At 39.9% G+C, this 14122-nt stretch carries 12 protein-coding genes; 8 read left to right on the top strand and 4 right to left on the bottom strand.

Annotated features, from left to right (window positions below; translation table 11 throughout):
• The first annotated feature begins 303 nt into the window (after positions 1 to 303).
• A complete protein-coding gene (locus IQ259_RS09950; RefSeq protein WP_193884200.1) occupies positions 304 to 1032 on the top strand; it encodes a hypothetical protein in 729 nt (242 codons plus the stop codon).
• 105 nt (positions 1033 to 1137) lie between these two features.
• Positions 1138 to 1596 carry a hypothetical protein gene (locus IQ259_RS09945; protein WP_193884198.1) on the top strand — a complete coding sequence of 153 codons (459 nt, stop codon included), beginning with the start codon at positions 1138 to 1140 and terminating at the stop codon, positions 1594 to 1596.
• Between the two features lie 281 nt (positions 1597 to 1877).
• Here IQ259_RS09945 and IQ259_RS09940 read toward each other — a convergent pair whose 3' ends face one another.
• Positions 1878 to 4010 (bottom strand): serine/threonine-protein kinase, encoded by a 2133-nt coding sequence (locus IQ259_RS09940; RefSeq protein WP_193884196.1) that lies wholly within the window; start codon positions 4008 to 4010, stop codon positions 1878 to 1880.
• Positions 4011 to 4097: 87 nt separating this feature from the next.
• Positions 4098 to 5780: a serine/threonine-protein kinase gene (locus IQ259_RS09935; RefSeq protein ID WP_193884259.1), complete on the bottom strand. Its 1683-nt coding sequence runs from the start codon at positions 5778 to 5780 to the stop codon at positions 4098 to 4100.
• A 210-nt stretch (positions 5781 to 5990) separates the two neighbouring features.
• On the opposite strand from IQ259_RS09935, the gene IQ259_RS09930 reads away from it, so the two are divergent.
• Both IQ259_RS09930 and IQ259_RS09925 read left to right on the top strand, forming a co-directional pair.
• The gene (locus IQ259_RS09930; RefSeq protein ID WP_193884194.1) at positions 5991 to 7508 is read left to right on the top strand and encodes a phenylacetate--CoA ligase family protein; all 1518 of its coding nucleotides are present in this window, start codon (positions 5991 to 5993) and stop codon (positions 7506 to 7508) included.
• Between the two features lie 140 nt (positions 7509 to 7648).
• Entirely contained in the window at positions 7649 to 8281 is a 633-nt protein-coding gene (locus IQ259_RS09925) for a TetR/AcrR family transcriptional regulator (protein ID WP_193884192.1), read from the top strand.
• 156 nt (positions 8282 to 8437) lie between these two features.
• Here the strand turns inward: IQ259_RS09925 and IQ259_RS09920 are convergent, their stop codons facing one another.
• Positions 8438 to 8869, bottom strand: a complete 432-nt coding sequence (locus IQ259_RS09920; RefSeq protein WP_193884190.1) for a hypothetical protein — start codon at positions 8867 to 8869, stop codon at positions 8438 to 8440.
• A gap of 13 nt (positions 8870 to 8882) precedes the next feature.
• A complete protein-coding gene (locus tag IQ259_RS09915; RefSeq protein WP_193884188.1) occupies positions 8883 to 9734 on the bottom strand; it encodes a hypothetical protein in 852 nt (283 codons plus the stop codon).
• A gap of 669 nt (positions 9735 to 10403) precedes the next feature.
• Between IQ259_RS09915 and IQ259_RS09910 the strand changes: the two genes are divergently transcribed.
• From IQ259_RS09910 to IQ259_RS09895, 4 genes are all read left to right on the top strand, one after another.
• Positions 10404 to 10718, top strand: a complete 315-nt coding sequence (locus tag IQ259_RS09910) for a DUF6825 family protein (protein WP_193884186.1) — start codon at positions 10404 to 10406, stop codon at positions 10716 to 10718.
• A 110-nt stretch (positions 10719 to 10828) separates the two neighbouring features.
• Positions 10829 to 12514 carry an AarF/ABC1/UbiB kinase family protein gene (locus IQ259_RS09905; RefSeq protein ID WP_193884258.1) on the top strand — a complete coding sequence of 562 codons (1686 nt, stop codon included), beginning with the start codon at positions 10829 to 10831 and terminating at the stop codon, positions 12512 to 12514.
• Positions 12515 to 12532: 18 nt separating this feature from the next.
• Entirely contained in the window at positions 12533 to 13264 is a 732-nt protein-coding gene (locus tag IQ259_RS09900; RefSeq protein ID WP_193884185.1) for a Stp1/IreP family PP2C-type Ser/Thr phosphatase, read from the top strand.
• 559 nt (positions 13265 to 13823) lie between these two features.
• On the top strand, positions 13824 to 14021 hold the full coding sequence (locus tag IQ259_RS09895; RefSeq protein WP_190684639.1) for an NblA/ycf18 family protein: 198 nt from the start codon (positions 13824 to 13826) through the stop codon (positions 14019 to 14021).
• Positions 14022 to 14122 lie beyond the last annotated feature (101 nt).

Genomic DNA, 14122 nt, shown 5'->3' with positions numbered 1-14122 from the left:
ATTCTATTTTTAATTTTAATTTAAAGATGTACCAATTAAATTAACCTAAATTTTGTTCAAGTGAACATTTTTTATCATTTGTGAGAAATCCGGGTTAATAATGTACAGTCCTATTTCCATGTATTCAAGTAGATAAATACTAATTTCCATAAATATTTCATAATTCTATTGAATAAAAAATAGTTGGATGCTCTGATGTAATACCAAACTCCATCGGCATACATTTCTAGTAATAACTCTACCAGTATTTGTCCAATTAAACAAAATTTAGTACTGGTAATAGAATAATAGAAAGGTATATACATGAAAGAAGTCTTTGCCTTGATTGAACAGAGAAAACAAGAATTTGCTCAATTGCCATTATTTGAGTTTTTACAAGACAAAAGTATAGATCCAAGACAAAGATTGGTTTTTGCTCCTTGCCTTTCTCCTTTAGTTATGGGTTTTGCAGAGCTATGCACATATGTTTTTAGAGAAGAGCCAACCAATAACACAATTCAGGCATTAATAAATCAACACACTTATGAAGAACAAAACCATTGGCAGTGGCTTCTAGAAGATATTCACAAATTGGGGCTTGATGAATCACTTAGCTTCACTGATGCTTTGAGATTTCTTTGGGGTGAAGAAACCCAGAAAACACGCCAAGTTTGCCCTCAAATTGAACGATATATTTTCAAATCTCAGCCTCTCCAGAGGCTAGTAGCTATGGAAGTAGCAGAAGCAGCAGCAAATGTTTTTTTCTCAATGACAGCACCAGTTATTACAGAACTTCAACCAATTACCAAAAAACAATACCGTTATTTTGGGGGACATCACGTAGAAATGGAAAATAACCACAATCTGACTACAGATGATGTGGTGCCTTTTTTTGAACAGATACAACTGACAGATGAAACTCGTCAAGAACTACTTGAGTTAGTCAATATATGGTTTACAGCTTTCACAGAATCAATGGATGAACTGCTGGCCTATGCACAAAAACATAAGATTGAGCAACCGTTAAAGCCGCATAAGCTTGTGTGCATTTAATAGGCTGTAGGATTGACGCTTTTAACTCTGATATTCCCTCTTTTAGAAAAAGAGGGCTTTACGCATCACGCCTCGTAATCAGATTTACAGTAAAAACAAACTAGTATGAAAGCAACATTAGCTATTAGTCTTTTGTCAGCATTGCCTCTTTCATTTTTCATCAATTCGGGCAAAGTATTGGCGGATAATGCACAGTGTAGAAATGCTAACTTAAGGGGAACTTACGCCTTTGAAGTCAGCGGTTTTTTTGGTGATCAAGCTCCTTTCTCTCCCGCAGCCGCAGTCAGAATTGTTCGTTTTGATGGACAGGGTAATTTCAATGGGCGTGGTTTTAGTGTTCTTGCAGGTGGTGTTGCAGAAGGTAACATTTTAGGAACCTATCAAGTTCAGTCTGATTGCACGGTTCAAATTACTTTTAGTCTCTTAAATTTAAACGGAACCCAAAGTGTTAACAATGTGTTTGGCGTGATCCTTGATAGGGGACAGAAAATCCGTGGAGTCAATACATCATCTACTGTTGGGCCTGGTACTCTGTTTGAAAATTTTGAAAGGATAGCAGATTAAGGACTTCCCAAAATTATAACAGGTGACAGGTAACAGGCTTCCGCCGTGAGCGTCAGCCGAACGGTGACAGGTAACAGGGTTAAAAGTCTTTTAGTGCATGAATTTTATCATTGGCCGATGTCCTAACTGCCTTGGCTACTGCTATAACTATGCCGAGATCAAAAGTAAATAATCAAACTTTTGATCTCGGCATTTTTTTGTGTTTTTTGCTGATCATAAGTTAATCTTAATCGGATTTATACCAATTGCTATAAAACATTTAAGACTACTACAGCACGGTACTACGGTGTTGTTTCTGGTGGCGTGGGTGTGGGTATCTCCGTGGGAGTGGGAGTAGGCGTGGGAGTAGGTGTGAGTGTTGGCGTAGGTGTTGGCGTGGGTGATTCTACAGGGACGGGATTTTCGGCGGCGATGGTGAGTTGATAATCTACTGCTGTTGAGGCTGTAGACGCGATCGCAAACTCATAATATCCATCTTCTGGTAATTTTGTTGACAAGGTGCGTTTTGTCGAGTCATCTAAAAATTTGATTTTTCCCGAAGGCGAATAAACTGATAACAAAACTTTGGTATTGGCTTTGAGGTTTAAGTCCAATGTTTGCCCTTGAGAAAGTGCGGCGATAAAAATTTTACCGCTACCAGGTTTGAGAGTGCCAGTAACTGTTTTACTGGTAGCCTCTGGAGCAAAGACAATCTTCTCAAAAGCACTACCAGCCAGGATAGCATTGAGTTGATCGCTCACAAACCCATGCCAAACTTGGCCGATGGGTTCACCTAAAAAATCTCTCCCGCGTTGTTCTGGAAATATATTGTAGAAAGCTGCATCACCTAAATCATACAAAGCGCGACTGCCGACGTTAATTTTATTAACTGCTGCTTTCCAGCGATCGCGATCGGCTGCGGTATAATTTCCTAGTTGGCGACGTGCTTTAGTACTCAATTGCGAAAGCTTATCTAATAATTCGTTAGCAGTTCGATCCCATGCAGCTCGCAAACTCTCATTTTCTGGTTCATCGCTAAGAGTGCGTCCCTGCAAACTAGGGTTTCTCCGCCAAAAAACTTGATTAACTAAGTTTACATAAAAGTTTTGATCAATATTTAATTCTTGGCGGCGATCGCTTAATTTTTCTTTGCGTTGCTTTTCTTCTGGCGAATAATTCGCTAAAGGATCAATAGGTTGGGTAACAGTTGGGGTGGGTGTAGAAACAGTATTTCCACCATTGTTATTGTTGCGATTTGTACCCAACCAAAATACTCCAACAACACCAACTAAGACTAATGTTGCAGCAAAGGTTTTGGTTGGTGTCCACCAGTTAGTTGGTTGCGGAATGGGTATGGGAGATACAGGGGTAGGACGAGGTGGTGCTGGGGTAACTGGAGGAGAAGGGGAGACAGCAAAAGTGGCTGATGTTGCAGGAGACGGTGTAACTGGTGGTTGAGTCGGATAATAGTTAACAGGTGTAGGATTAAGTGCGTGTAAAACTTGACTGGCAGATTGATAGCGATCGCTCGGACGAGGCGCTAACATCTTATTTAATATCTGTTCTAACATCGGACTCAGGCTAACTTCCTGTTGCCATTTCCAAGTGAGAGTGTAATTATCTAGTAATTCTTGTGGTTGTTTGCCTGTCAACAGCACTAATATCGTTACTGCCAAAGCATATAAGTCGCTGTGGGGAGATACGGAACCAGTTTGCATTTGTTCTGGCGGTGCAAAGCCGATTTTTCCCAATAAGGTTGGTGCTGGAGGCGGTGCTGCTACACCTGGTTGGTAATATTGAGAGGCAACAGTGGCAATTACTTGTTTGACACCACCAAAGTCAATTAATATTGGCAACTGGTCTGCGGCGCGTAAAATTAAATTATCTGGCGAAATATCTCGATGAATTACACCCAAAGAGTGAATGTACTCTAAAACTGGCAAAATTTGCTGTAAGAGTTGGCGTACTTCTGCTTCTGTAAAGCGTAAGCCTTGCTGTCTGCGAGTATTTAATAAAGAATTATATGTTTGCCCTTCCACATAATCCTGCACTAAGAAGAGATATTCTTTACCTTGCAGATTTGTGCGAAACAATTCCCGAAAGCGGGGAATTTGGGGATGTTGCAATTTGTAGAGGACACTTGCTTCTCGCTGAAAAAGTTCTTCGGCTTTTTGTAAAACGTAAGCAGTTTGAACTTGGGGAGAGAATTCTTTTAAAACACAAAGTTCGCGGAAGCGGTTGATATCTTCAGCTAAATAAGTACGTCCAAATCCACCTTGCCCGATTTGACGCACAACTACATAGCGATCGCTTAAAGTTAATCCAGGTTGGATACTATAACTGACAGGTAAATCTTGCAAATTTTCACCGCACTGGAGACAAAATCTACTACCTGCGGGGTTTTCATGACCTTTAGAACAATAAAATTTAGTCATTGGTCTATAGTCAATAGTGCTAAGTAAGATATTCTTTCCCTGCTCCCTTGCTTCCTTATCCCCTCACTCATCACCTTTACACCCTAATTAATTGTTCGATTGTATTTTACTCACTTTATCAGCCGCGATCGCATACCAAATTTGACCGTAAGTTTGTTGATTCTGTTTCTCCCGTTGTTTACCAGGAAATAACTGCTCAAATTTTTGATTTGTCTCTTTGTTTAACTGACTGATTGTATAGTTACCCAACTTTCCTGTTCTGGCTTGCAGTCTCCATCTTTCGTAATCTTTTTGACTGTAGCTTCCTAATTTTTGATGTGTGGCGGTGCTAAGTTCAGCCTGTTCTAGTTTATCCAACAAGTCATCAGCAATTCTAAACCATTCATCTCGCAAAGCTGTATCTCCCGATTTAGATGTCAGGCTCCGCCCTTGCATGTCTGGTCTCTTATCATAAAATAAATTGTCTACCATGCGAGTAAAGAAAACTTCTGGTATTTTTAGCTCTTGACGACGCGCCATCACCTCAGCATTATTTTTACGTCCTTTGTCACTGACTGGTAGGCTAATAGGATTTGGAAGTGATGGTATTTGGGGCAACGAAATTGCAGGTATGCTAATTGAATTTATACCTCGAACCACAGCATTTACCGCAGCCAAAGTCCCAGCAAATGTTAAACCAACCAGTGCTGTAGCGCCGAGGCTCACAGCAAATGGACGCAACCAAACAGGTAAAGACAGAGCGCGGGTAACGGCTTGAGTCCTGTGATGAATTTTACTAACTATAGCGTTGGCGCGTTGTCGTCCGGGAGAAACTACCTGAGTCTTCAGTTTGGTAATATATGGGTGGCTAAGTTGAGTCACATCTGGCGATGGTAAATCTTTGAGAACCTGTTCGGCTGTTTGATAGCGATCGCTCGGTTTATAAGCCAGCATCTTTTTTAACACAGTTTCTAGCTTGGGACTAACCTGAATTTCTTTACCCCAATACCACATTCCTTGATAGCTATCGTATAATTTTTGCGGTTCTTTACCTGTTAATAATACTAATACTGTCACCGCCAAAGAGTATAAATCACTGCTCAAAAATACCTTTCCCTGCCGAATTTGTTCTTCTGGCGCGTAGCCTTTTTTACCTAATAAGGTGTGATTGGCTGCTAACTTAGTAAACCAAAAACCTTGAGACGCTGGTAACTGCTTTACACCACCAAAGTCAATCAGCACAGGTAAATTATCAGAACGCCGCCAAATCAAATTATCGGGTGAAATATCACGGTGAACAACATCTTGTAAGTGGATGTAAGATAACACAGGTAAAATCTGTTGCAGAAGAGTAATGATTTCTGCCTCACTAAAAGTTTGACGTTGTTCTAACAACTGGTAATAATTGTCACCTTCTATATAATCTTGAACGAGAAAGAAAAAATCTTTACTGCCTACTTTCACCTGCAAAGAAGCGTGAAAACGCGGAATCTGCGGATGCTGGAGTTGTTTCAGCACACTTGCTTCCCGTTCAAATAACTCCTTGGCTTTTTGTAAATCTTGCTGTGCTTGCACTTGGGGTGCAAATTCCTTCAGCACACACACTTGATTAGCCTTATGTCTATCGTCCGCTAAATAAGTACGTCCAAAACCACCTTGTCCCAACTGACGTATAATTTGATAGCGTTGATCCACGATTTGCCCAACAGCAAGAGGCAATGGTTCACCGCAAGAGGTACAAAACCGATTACTGCCAAGATTTGTGTGTTGTTTACTGCAATAAACTTGCATGGTGCTGAAGGATAAATTAGGGTTTTTATAAATTACTACAACAAATGCGGTTCTGTTTACGGACATGCTGTCTAAAATTGCCTGCAAACAGAGGCCAGATCAAGGAATCATCGGCAGAATAGAGCTTTATTTATATATGTTTGTTAATAAAAGTTATTTTTCTACACTAGCGCATTAAGTTAAATCACAACATTAGGATGAGTCAGCGTGATGAACTGCAATTCACAACAGCAACGGGCTATCAGAGCATTTGTAGATTTTGTATCTATACCTATAGAAACCTTACTACAAAGGCATCTGAACACTGCTAGTTCATCAGTAGTCTTAACGTTATTTCACGATGTAGCCGCTAATGTCCCGGCTTACAAGGCTTTTTTAGCAGCAAGCGGGATTAATCCTGAGACAATTCAAACTCTGGACGATTTTCAGAAATTACCTGCGATCGCCAAAGAAAATTATATACTGCATTATCCTTTGTCTGATTTGTGCCGCAACGGTCAGTTAGCCGCGTGCGATATGATAGCCGCTTCTTCCGGTTCCACAGGTAAACCAACATTTTGGCCTCGCTTCTTCACAGATGAATTGCAAATCGCCATACGCTTTGAGCAAATTTTTCATGATAGTTTTAATGCAGATACCCGACGCACCCTCGCAGTGATTTGTTTCACCCTAGGAACTTGGGTAGGCGGGATGTTCACCACCAATTGCTGTCGCTATCTTGCGAGTAAAGGTTATCCCATCACAGTTATTACTCCCGGTAACAACAAAGAAGAAATCTTGCGGGTAGTTCAAGAACTGGGTGGAAATTTTGAGCAAGTTGTACTTTTAGGATATCCGCCATTCCTTAAGGATGTGATTGACACTGGCGTTAGCCGTGGTGTGAAATGGCAGAAATATCACATGAAGCTAGTCATGGCGGGAGAAGTATTCAGCGAAGAATGGCGCAGTTTAGTCGGTGAAAGAGTTGGTTCGCAAAATCCTTGCTACGATTTCGCCTCACTTTATGGAACTGCGGATGCTGGTGTGTTGGGTAATGAAACCCCTTTGAGTATCTGCATTCGTCGTTTCTTAGCCGAAAATCCTGATGCTGCTAGAACGTTATTTGGTGAATCTCGTTTACCCACACTAGTACAATATGACCCCACGAGTCGTTTTTTCGAGGTGAAAAATGGCTCATTGCTGTTCTCTGGAGACAATGGTATTCCTTTAGTGCGTTATGACATCTTAGACACTGGTGGAATTATTAGCTATGATGCCATGCTGGAGTTTTTGGCGGAATGGAAATTTAACCCACTAGAAAATCTCCCCTCAAACACTCAGCACTCAAAAAGAGGAATTCACTCATTACCTTTCGTCTACGTTTTTGGACGCTCTAACTTTACAGTTTCTTACTTTGGCGCAAATATTTATCCAGAAAATGTCACCGTAGGATTAGAACAACCAGTCATTCAAAAATGGGTTACAGGTAAATTCGTGTTGCAAGTCAAGGAAGATGACGACAAGAACCGATTTTTATCTGTAGTTGTAGAACTAGCACCAGGCGTTGAAAGTAGTGAAGATAAACGCCAAGCCATAGCTGCTGCAATTCTTACGCAATTACTACGCCTTAACAGCGAGTTTGCTAATTACGTCCCCTCAGAATATCAAACACCACAGGTTACTCTAACAGCAACAGGCGATCGCGAATATTTCCCCATTGGCGTTAAACATCGCTACACCCGCAAGTAGGCAGTATTGATTAGTAAAGCTTTATTAATCTTGACCATACCTCTTTTCTGAGCTTTGCCGTTTTTTGCTAAACATTGTATTAAGTTGCTTAATACCATCTTTTTTAAATTCTATAATGCAAGCAAGTACTTACAAGCAAAATGATTAAAAACGTTCGTTCATCGACTCTCACCCGTACACGTTTGATAGAAGCCGCCTCACAGGTATTTGCTAGTTTAGGTGTACAAGGCGCAACTACCCGTGAAATAGCTCGTGTTGCTGAGGTGAATGAGGTAACTTTATTTCGTCACTTTGCCAGCAAAGAACAACTCCTCAAAGCAGTCCTTGAAAATGCTCTAGCACTCCAAATAGAAGCTTTAGCTCACCCCGAAACTTGGACACAAAATCTGCGTGTTGACTTGAGACGCTATGCCGAACTCTACAATACTATGCTGGAAGCCCAAGAAGATTTGATTCGTACCTTCATTGGGGAAGCTAAACGTCATCCAGAAGCAGCCAAGCAAGTTATCCAAGAAGCCGTTCAACCCTGGAGCGAACAACTAGTTACTTACCTCAAATTCGGTCAGAAACGTGGTACTGTTAGACCGGAACTTGATCCAGTGGCAGCGATCGATATGTTTACAGGAGTGTTACTAGCAGGTATGCTCTGCCGTAATGTCAAGCTCAAGAAAAACAGCTATACCTGTGATGAATATATCGATACCTGTGTAGATGTTTTTGTCCGTGGTATCAGTGTAAATTCTTTACCAGTTGTTAGTGCAGGTAGAATTTAGCAATTCGTAATGACGCTTTCTGTGAGACGCTACGTGTAGACTTCGGCGTGAACTCAGTCGAACGCTTGTTCCTCCGCAAGGAGAACGTAATTCATAATGTTTAATTACGAATTTAAGTAAGTAGAGATATGGCTTATGTACATTACCAACTTTATCCTAGAATAAAATTCTACCAGATAATAGCCTACGTAAAAACCCAAACAAACCAATTACAACATTAATCTGCATCTGAGTTTGATGCGCTTCTTCTAGATTTTGCAAAATTTTCTGCATTTCTTGGAGATTTTCTGAATTCACTCCAATCACAATTTTATTGATAATCGCGGCTCTAATACTATCTATTGTGTATTTACATTCCCGAACCGCTGGTCTTAATTTATTTACTGAGTCCCAATTACTTTTATCCTTAGCTTGCTTCAACTCAAATTGTAGGGTTAGTAATATATCTTCTAATTTATCTTCTAGTTGTTGCAGCTTTTGTAAATCAATACTATCACTAGGTTCGGATTGCAGCTGTTTGATGATTATAACTAGCCCATTTATAGTTTTATTATCTACCGGTGTACTATCCATAGGGTCATTATTCATTATTCACACCTTTTTAAAGTTGGCATTTAAGTTGAGATTTATCTGGCTTTGATTGACCATTAACAACATCTATAAAGAAACTACTAAGAGTTTGATCTGATTTTATTTCCTGCTCAATAGTGTTGATTTTTCCTGTCAGTGAACTGTAGTTATTGCCAGTAATATTTGTAGTTAAACTCAAAATTTGAGTAACTCTAAACGAAATTACATCAAAGCTAAGATGAGGATATTCATCAATAAGTTTTGAGAGCCTTTGACCTTTATCTGCTGCTACTATAAATTTAGCGATCGCAGTCTCTACCATTTCTTTTTCTTCTAAATCCAGATTACGCCACTTATTGATTAGGATACTAACTTGATCTTCAATTTCTTTCTTCTGAGTTTCTAATATATTAATTTGTCTGTACTGTTGACGCAGCTTAATTAGCTCTACCCCAATTACTGCTCTTTCAGGATTCTTTGGTTTTGGTGGATTTTTTTGTAAGAGTTGAGCAAGGCGTAGCATTTTAACTGTTAAACACCGGGCTGGTTGAACTGCTTGAGTTACTATCTTTCTACTTCCAATGTCAATTGTTTCTAGGTTAGTAAATATTTCTACAGCTTTATCATATTCTGCTTGTAAATTATTTAATGCTGTATCAAGTTCTGATGGCTGATTTTTATCTCCTAAAATAATTAAATCTAGCTGTTGAAAATCGATGCCCTCATCATTATTCTCAAGGATAGGATTATTTAGTAGTTCAGCAATAGTTGAGTCTATATTATCCTCAGTTGATTCTCTTAACTGTAGTTGATTAATTTCTCTATATGCTGTAATAGCTTCAACGGCTTGATTGCGGAAATTTTCAGATGTTGCTCTGAGCATGGATCTTCTTTCAGGGGTACAGCTACTAATAGTTAAACTAATAGCAGAAAAAATTAAAGCGAATTTACGAAGTGTGTTTTTTTGCAAATCATAAAAATTCTCAAACATAATTAATTTTGATGTGAATATTGTAAATTAATTTTCTTCCACATTTGTTACTATAATCCCTTGTTGCTTATATTTTTTACTTAAATAAAATTAGTTTTTTTACCTTAAAATATGAACTTGGATTTGATGTAAATGTGAGAAAAATCGTTGATTTTTTGGTATAACAATTAAAACTGTAAATAAACATAAACTTCAATCTTGTATTCAAAAGGAAGCTAATTTTATAACAGTTATCAACGACATGATGTAAACCCTAACTAGCCTCTAGCCCCTAATTTCAACGAAATGTGCCGCACTAAAACACGAAACGCCATAAAGCCCTCTTAAATAAAGAAATTAAGCAAATCAGAATATCTCTTAAGCAGATTAATCAAATATTTTTAGATTTTCTTAATATAGTAATTAATACTTAGTTCAATAATTATATATCTATGTGATTATAATTATTAACTGTAAAATATCTAACTTTAACTTGTAAAGTTAACCTCAAACTTCTAGATAGAAGCAGTGAAGCATACGGGCAAGTTATAATTCTCTTGCGGATGAGCGTAACAAAAATTTATGAGTAACCCCCTTTTACAAGCCTTTTTCGTAGGCAGAGCGGTAGCTGAAGTGATGAATGAGCGTCTAGAGGTTGCCTTGACCGATGCGTTGAGTGAGTTCGGTAAATTTGATGCGGAAGCGAGAGAACACCTGCGTCAGTTTACAGAAGAAGTCACAGAACGAGCAAATCGGGCAGCAGAAGCGGCTAATGCTGGTCAAACAGGCACAGGTGCTTCCGATTCAATTGATTTGCAAGCAAACATTGATGAATTGCGAGCAGAAATTGCTCTATTGCGGAATGAATTACAGCGTTATCGCAGTAGTTCTGTTTAGTCAACAGTCAATGCTCATTAGCAAATGACACCTTCATCAAAAACAGTTTAGGAATCAGAGTGTCTTATCTTCCAGTTGATTCGGTGACAAACCAACGGTACGCAAAAGATATGGAACAAAGTTATTCAGACAAAGCATACCGTTGGAATCGTGAAAACTACTCTAGCAAACGCCGCTTTGTGGACATTTGGTCTTTTGTGTTGACCTTTATGTTCAAACTGTGGCGTTATAACAAATCTTGGAGTTACCCAGGCGGTGTAACGGAAGCAAAACAAGCTGCAAGGCGCAAAGCTCAAGCAATTTGGGTGCGTAATACTCTACTAGACTTAGGGCCTACCTTTATTAAAGTTGGGCAGTTGTTTTCAACTCGTGCGGATATATTCCCGACTGAATATGTCGAGGAGTTATCGAAGTTGCAAGATAAAGTCCCCGCATTTAGCTATGAGCAAGTAGAGACAATTATCGAGCAAGAATTAGGAAAGAAAATTCCTGAACTCTTCCAAAGTTTTGAACCTATTCCTCTAGCTGCTGCGAGTTTAGGGCAAGTACATAAAGCTGTGCTGCACAATGGGGAAGCTGTTGTTATCAAGGTACAGCGTCCTGGACTGAAGAAGTTATTTGAGATAGATTTACAAATTCTTAAGGGAATTGCTCGCTACTTCCAAAACCATCCCAAGTGGGGTAAAGGCCGAGATTGGCTGGGGATTTACGAAGAATGTTGTCGTATTCTTTGGGAAGAAATTGATTATCTGAGTGAAGGTCGTAACGCTGATACATTTCGCCGCAACTTTCGCGGTTATGACTGGGTGAAAGTGCCAAGGATCTACTGGCGTTACACTTCCCCACGCGTTCTAGCTTTAGAATATCTGCCTGGAATTAAAATAAGTCAATATGAAGCTTTAGAAGCTGCGGGTTTAGATCGCAAGTTAATTGCCCGTCAAGGCGCTCAGGCTTATTTACATCAGCTACTCAATAATGGCTTTTTCCATGCAGATCCCCATCCAGGTAATATTGCTGTAAGTGCAGATGGTGGTTTGATCTTCTACGATTTTGGCATGATGGGGCGAATTAAGTCCAATATCCGGGAAGGACTTATGGAAACCCTGTTTGGGATTGCCCAAAAAGATGGCGATCGCGTTGTACAATCTCTAATTGATTTGGGAGCGATCGCCCCAGTCGATGATATTGGGCCAGTCCGGCGTTCTGTTCAGTATATGCTGGATAACTTTATGGATAAGCCGTTTGAAACCCAATCGGTGGCAGCAATTAGTGATGATCTATACGAAATAGCTTATAATCAGCCATTTAGATTTCCCGCAACTTTCACTTTTGTGATGAGAGCTTTTTCCACTCTAGAGGGGGTAGGTAAGGGCTTAGATCCAGAGTTTAATTTTATGGAAGTTGCCCAACCTTATGCAATGCAACTTATGACAAATATGAATGGTGCTGACAGTAATAGCTTCCTGAATGAATTAAGTCGTCAAGCAGTTCAGGTGAGTACGACTGCCTTTGGACTACCACGTAGGCTAGAAGATACCCTAGAGAAATTAGAGCGCGGTGACATGCGGGTACGAGTGCGTTCTATAGAATCAGAACGTCTGCTGCGGCGACAGGGTAATATTCAACTAGGAATAAGCTACGCTTTGATAATCAGTGGATTTACTCTGTCAGCGACCATTTTATTAGTGAATCATTATGTATGGTTGTCGCTGCTAGCTGGTTTGGTAGCAGCAGCAGTTTCAGTAATACTGATCCGCTTGCTTCTTCGCCTCGACCGTTATGAACGTATGTATTAATTATTGCAATAAAAAGTTATGAAATTGAAATTCACGGGTTTTAGTGATCCGGGACTTATTCGTTCTAGTAACCAGGATGCCTACTATGTCGATCCCGAAGGACGATTTTTTATCGTGGCTGATGGAATGGGCGGTCACGCAGGAGGTGAAGAAGCAAGCCACATTGCCACACGGGAAATTCAAGCCCATTTAGTAGAAAACTGGCATTCTCCTGAATCCGATGCACAATTGCTAGAAAAAGCTTTGTGGCAGGCCAATGAAGCAATTTTGCAGGATCAGCAACATCATCCTGAACGTGCTGATATGGGTACTACTGTTGTAGCAGTACTTTTTCGTCAGCCAGAAGCCCCTTGGTGCGCTCATATTGGAGACTCTAGATTGTATCGTTTGCGAGGATCGCAACTAGAGCAAATCACAGAAGATCATACTTGGGTTGCAAGGGCAATCAAGATTGGCGATATCACTTTAGAGGAAGCACGAGTTCACCCATTCCGCCATGTGTTATCCCGTTGTTTAGGTCGGGAAGACCTTACCCAATTTGATGTGCAACCGCTAAATGTAACACAAGGCGATCGCTTGCTGTTGTGCAGTGATGGTCTAACCGAAGAATTGGTGGACGAGAAGATTGCTGATTGTCTACAAAACATTCCTTTGCTAGAAAAAGCCTCTATCTCTCTAATAGAAGCTGCTAAAGAGCAAGGCGGACATGATAACATCACAGTTGTCATCGTTGAACTGCAAGACACTTAATAGTCAACGGTAAAAAGACAATGGTCAAGGGTCAAAAGTAATTTTGGCTCTGGGCTTTCGCATTTTGATTTTTTCAAGTAAATATACTCACTAATTTGTTCAGTCTGAGCATTTTTATTGTTTACAACTTGATACAACTGTTTTTAACCTCCAAATTTGCCTGTTGGAGGCGAAGTTTATCTAATTTGTTCAATTGACATCTTGCACATAATACGATATGGCGCATATAATTCAGGTTTAATACCTTTTATTGACCCATCCCTCTAATCAGTATCTCCCTCGCTGAAATTGGGCCGGCTTAAAATCAGGTATTTAATTTCACGAATCGTGAAATTTCCCGGAATCGGCTTCAGCATACTTGAGTTGTATACCAGTAGGTTTAGGCAAAAGCGATTACGGATATCAGAAGTTTATCCCAAGGAGTGTGGGCAAAGTTGTCAAACAATTGTTATCTTTCTTAATACATAGGAACAAATGTAGAACAACTATCCCATTACTGACCTATTGGGATATGTGTCACTAAAATCTCACTTTTACGCGTTGTTTTCGGAGTTCACTTATGAATCAACCAATCGAATTATCTTTGGAACAACAGTTCAGCATCCGCTCATTTGCTACCCAAGTGCAGAATATGAGCCATGACCAAGCAAAAGATTTTTTAGTCAAGCTATATGAACAAATGGTTGTCCGTGAAGCTACTTACCAAGAGCTACTCAAGCACCAGTGGGGCTTAGATTCTGGTTCCACTTTGGCATAGAGTTGTTTTGTGTCGCAGTGGGCGACCTCCTTCTCTTGCTTGGTTCCAACTAGGAAAAGAGCTGGGGATGCTGGGGCGTCAACTTTAATTCAGCAATTGTA

The organism is Fortiea sp. LEGE XX443 (genome assembly GCF_015206815.1).
Taxonomy (GTDB): Bacteria; Cyanobacteriota; Cyanobacteriia; order Cyanobacteriales; family Nostocaceae; genus Nostoc_B.
The sequence above is the reverse complement of the archived record's forward strand: the minus strand, read 5'-3'. Positions and strand labels throughout refer to the sequence as shown.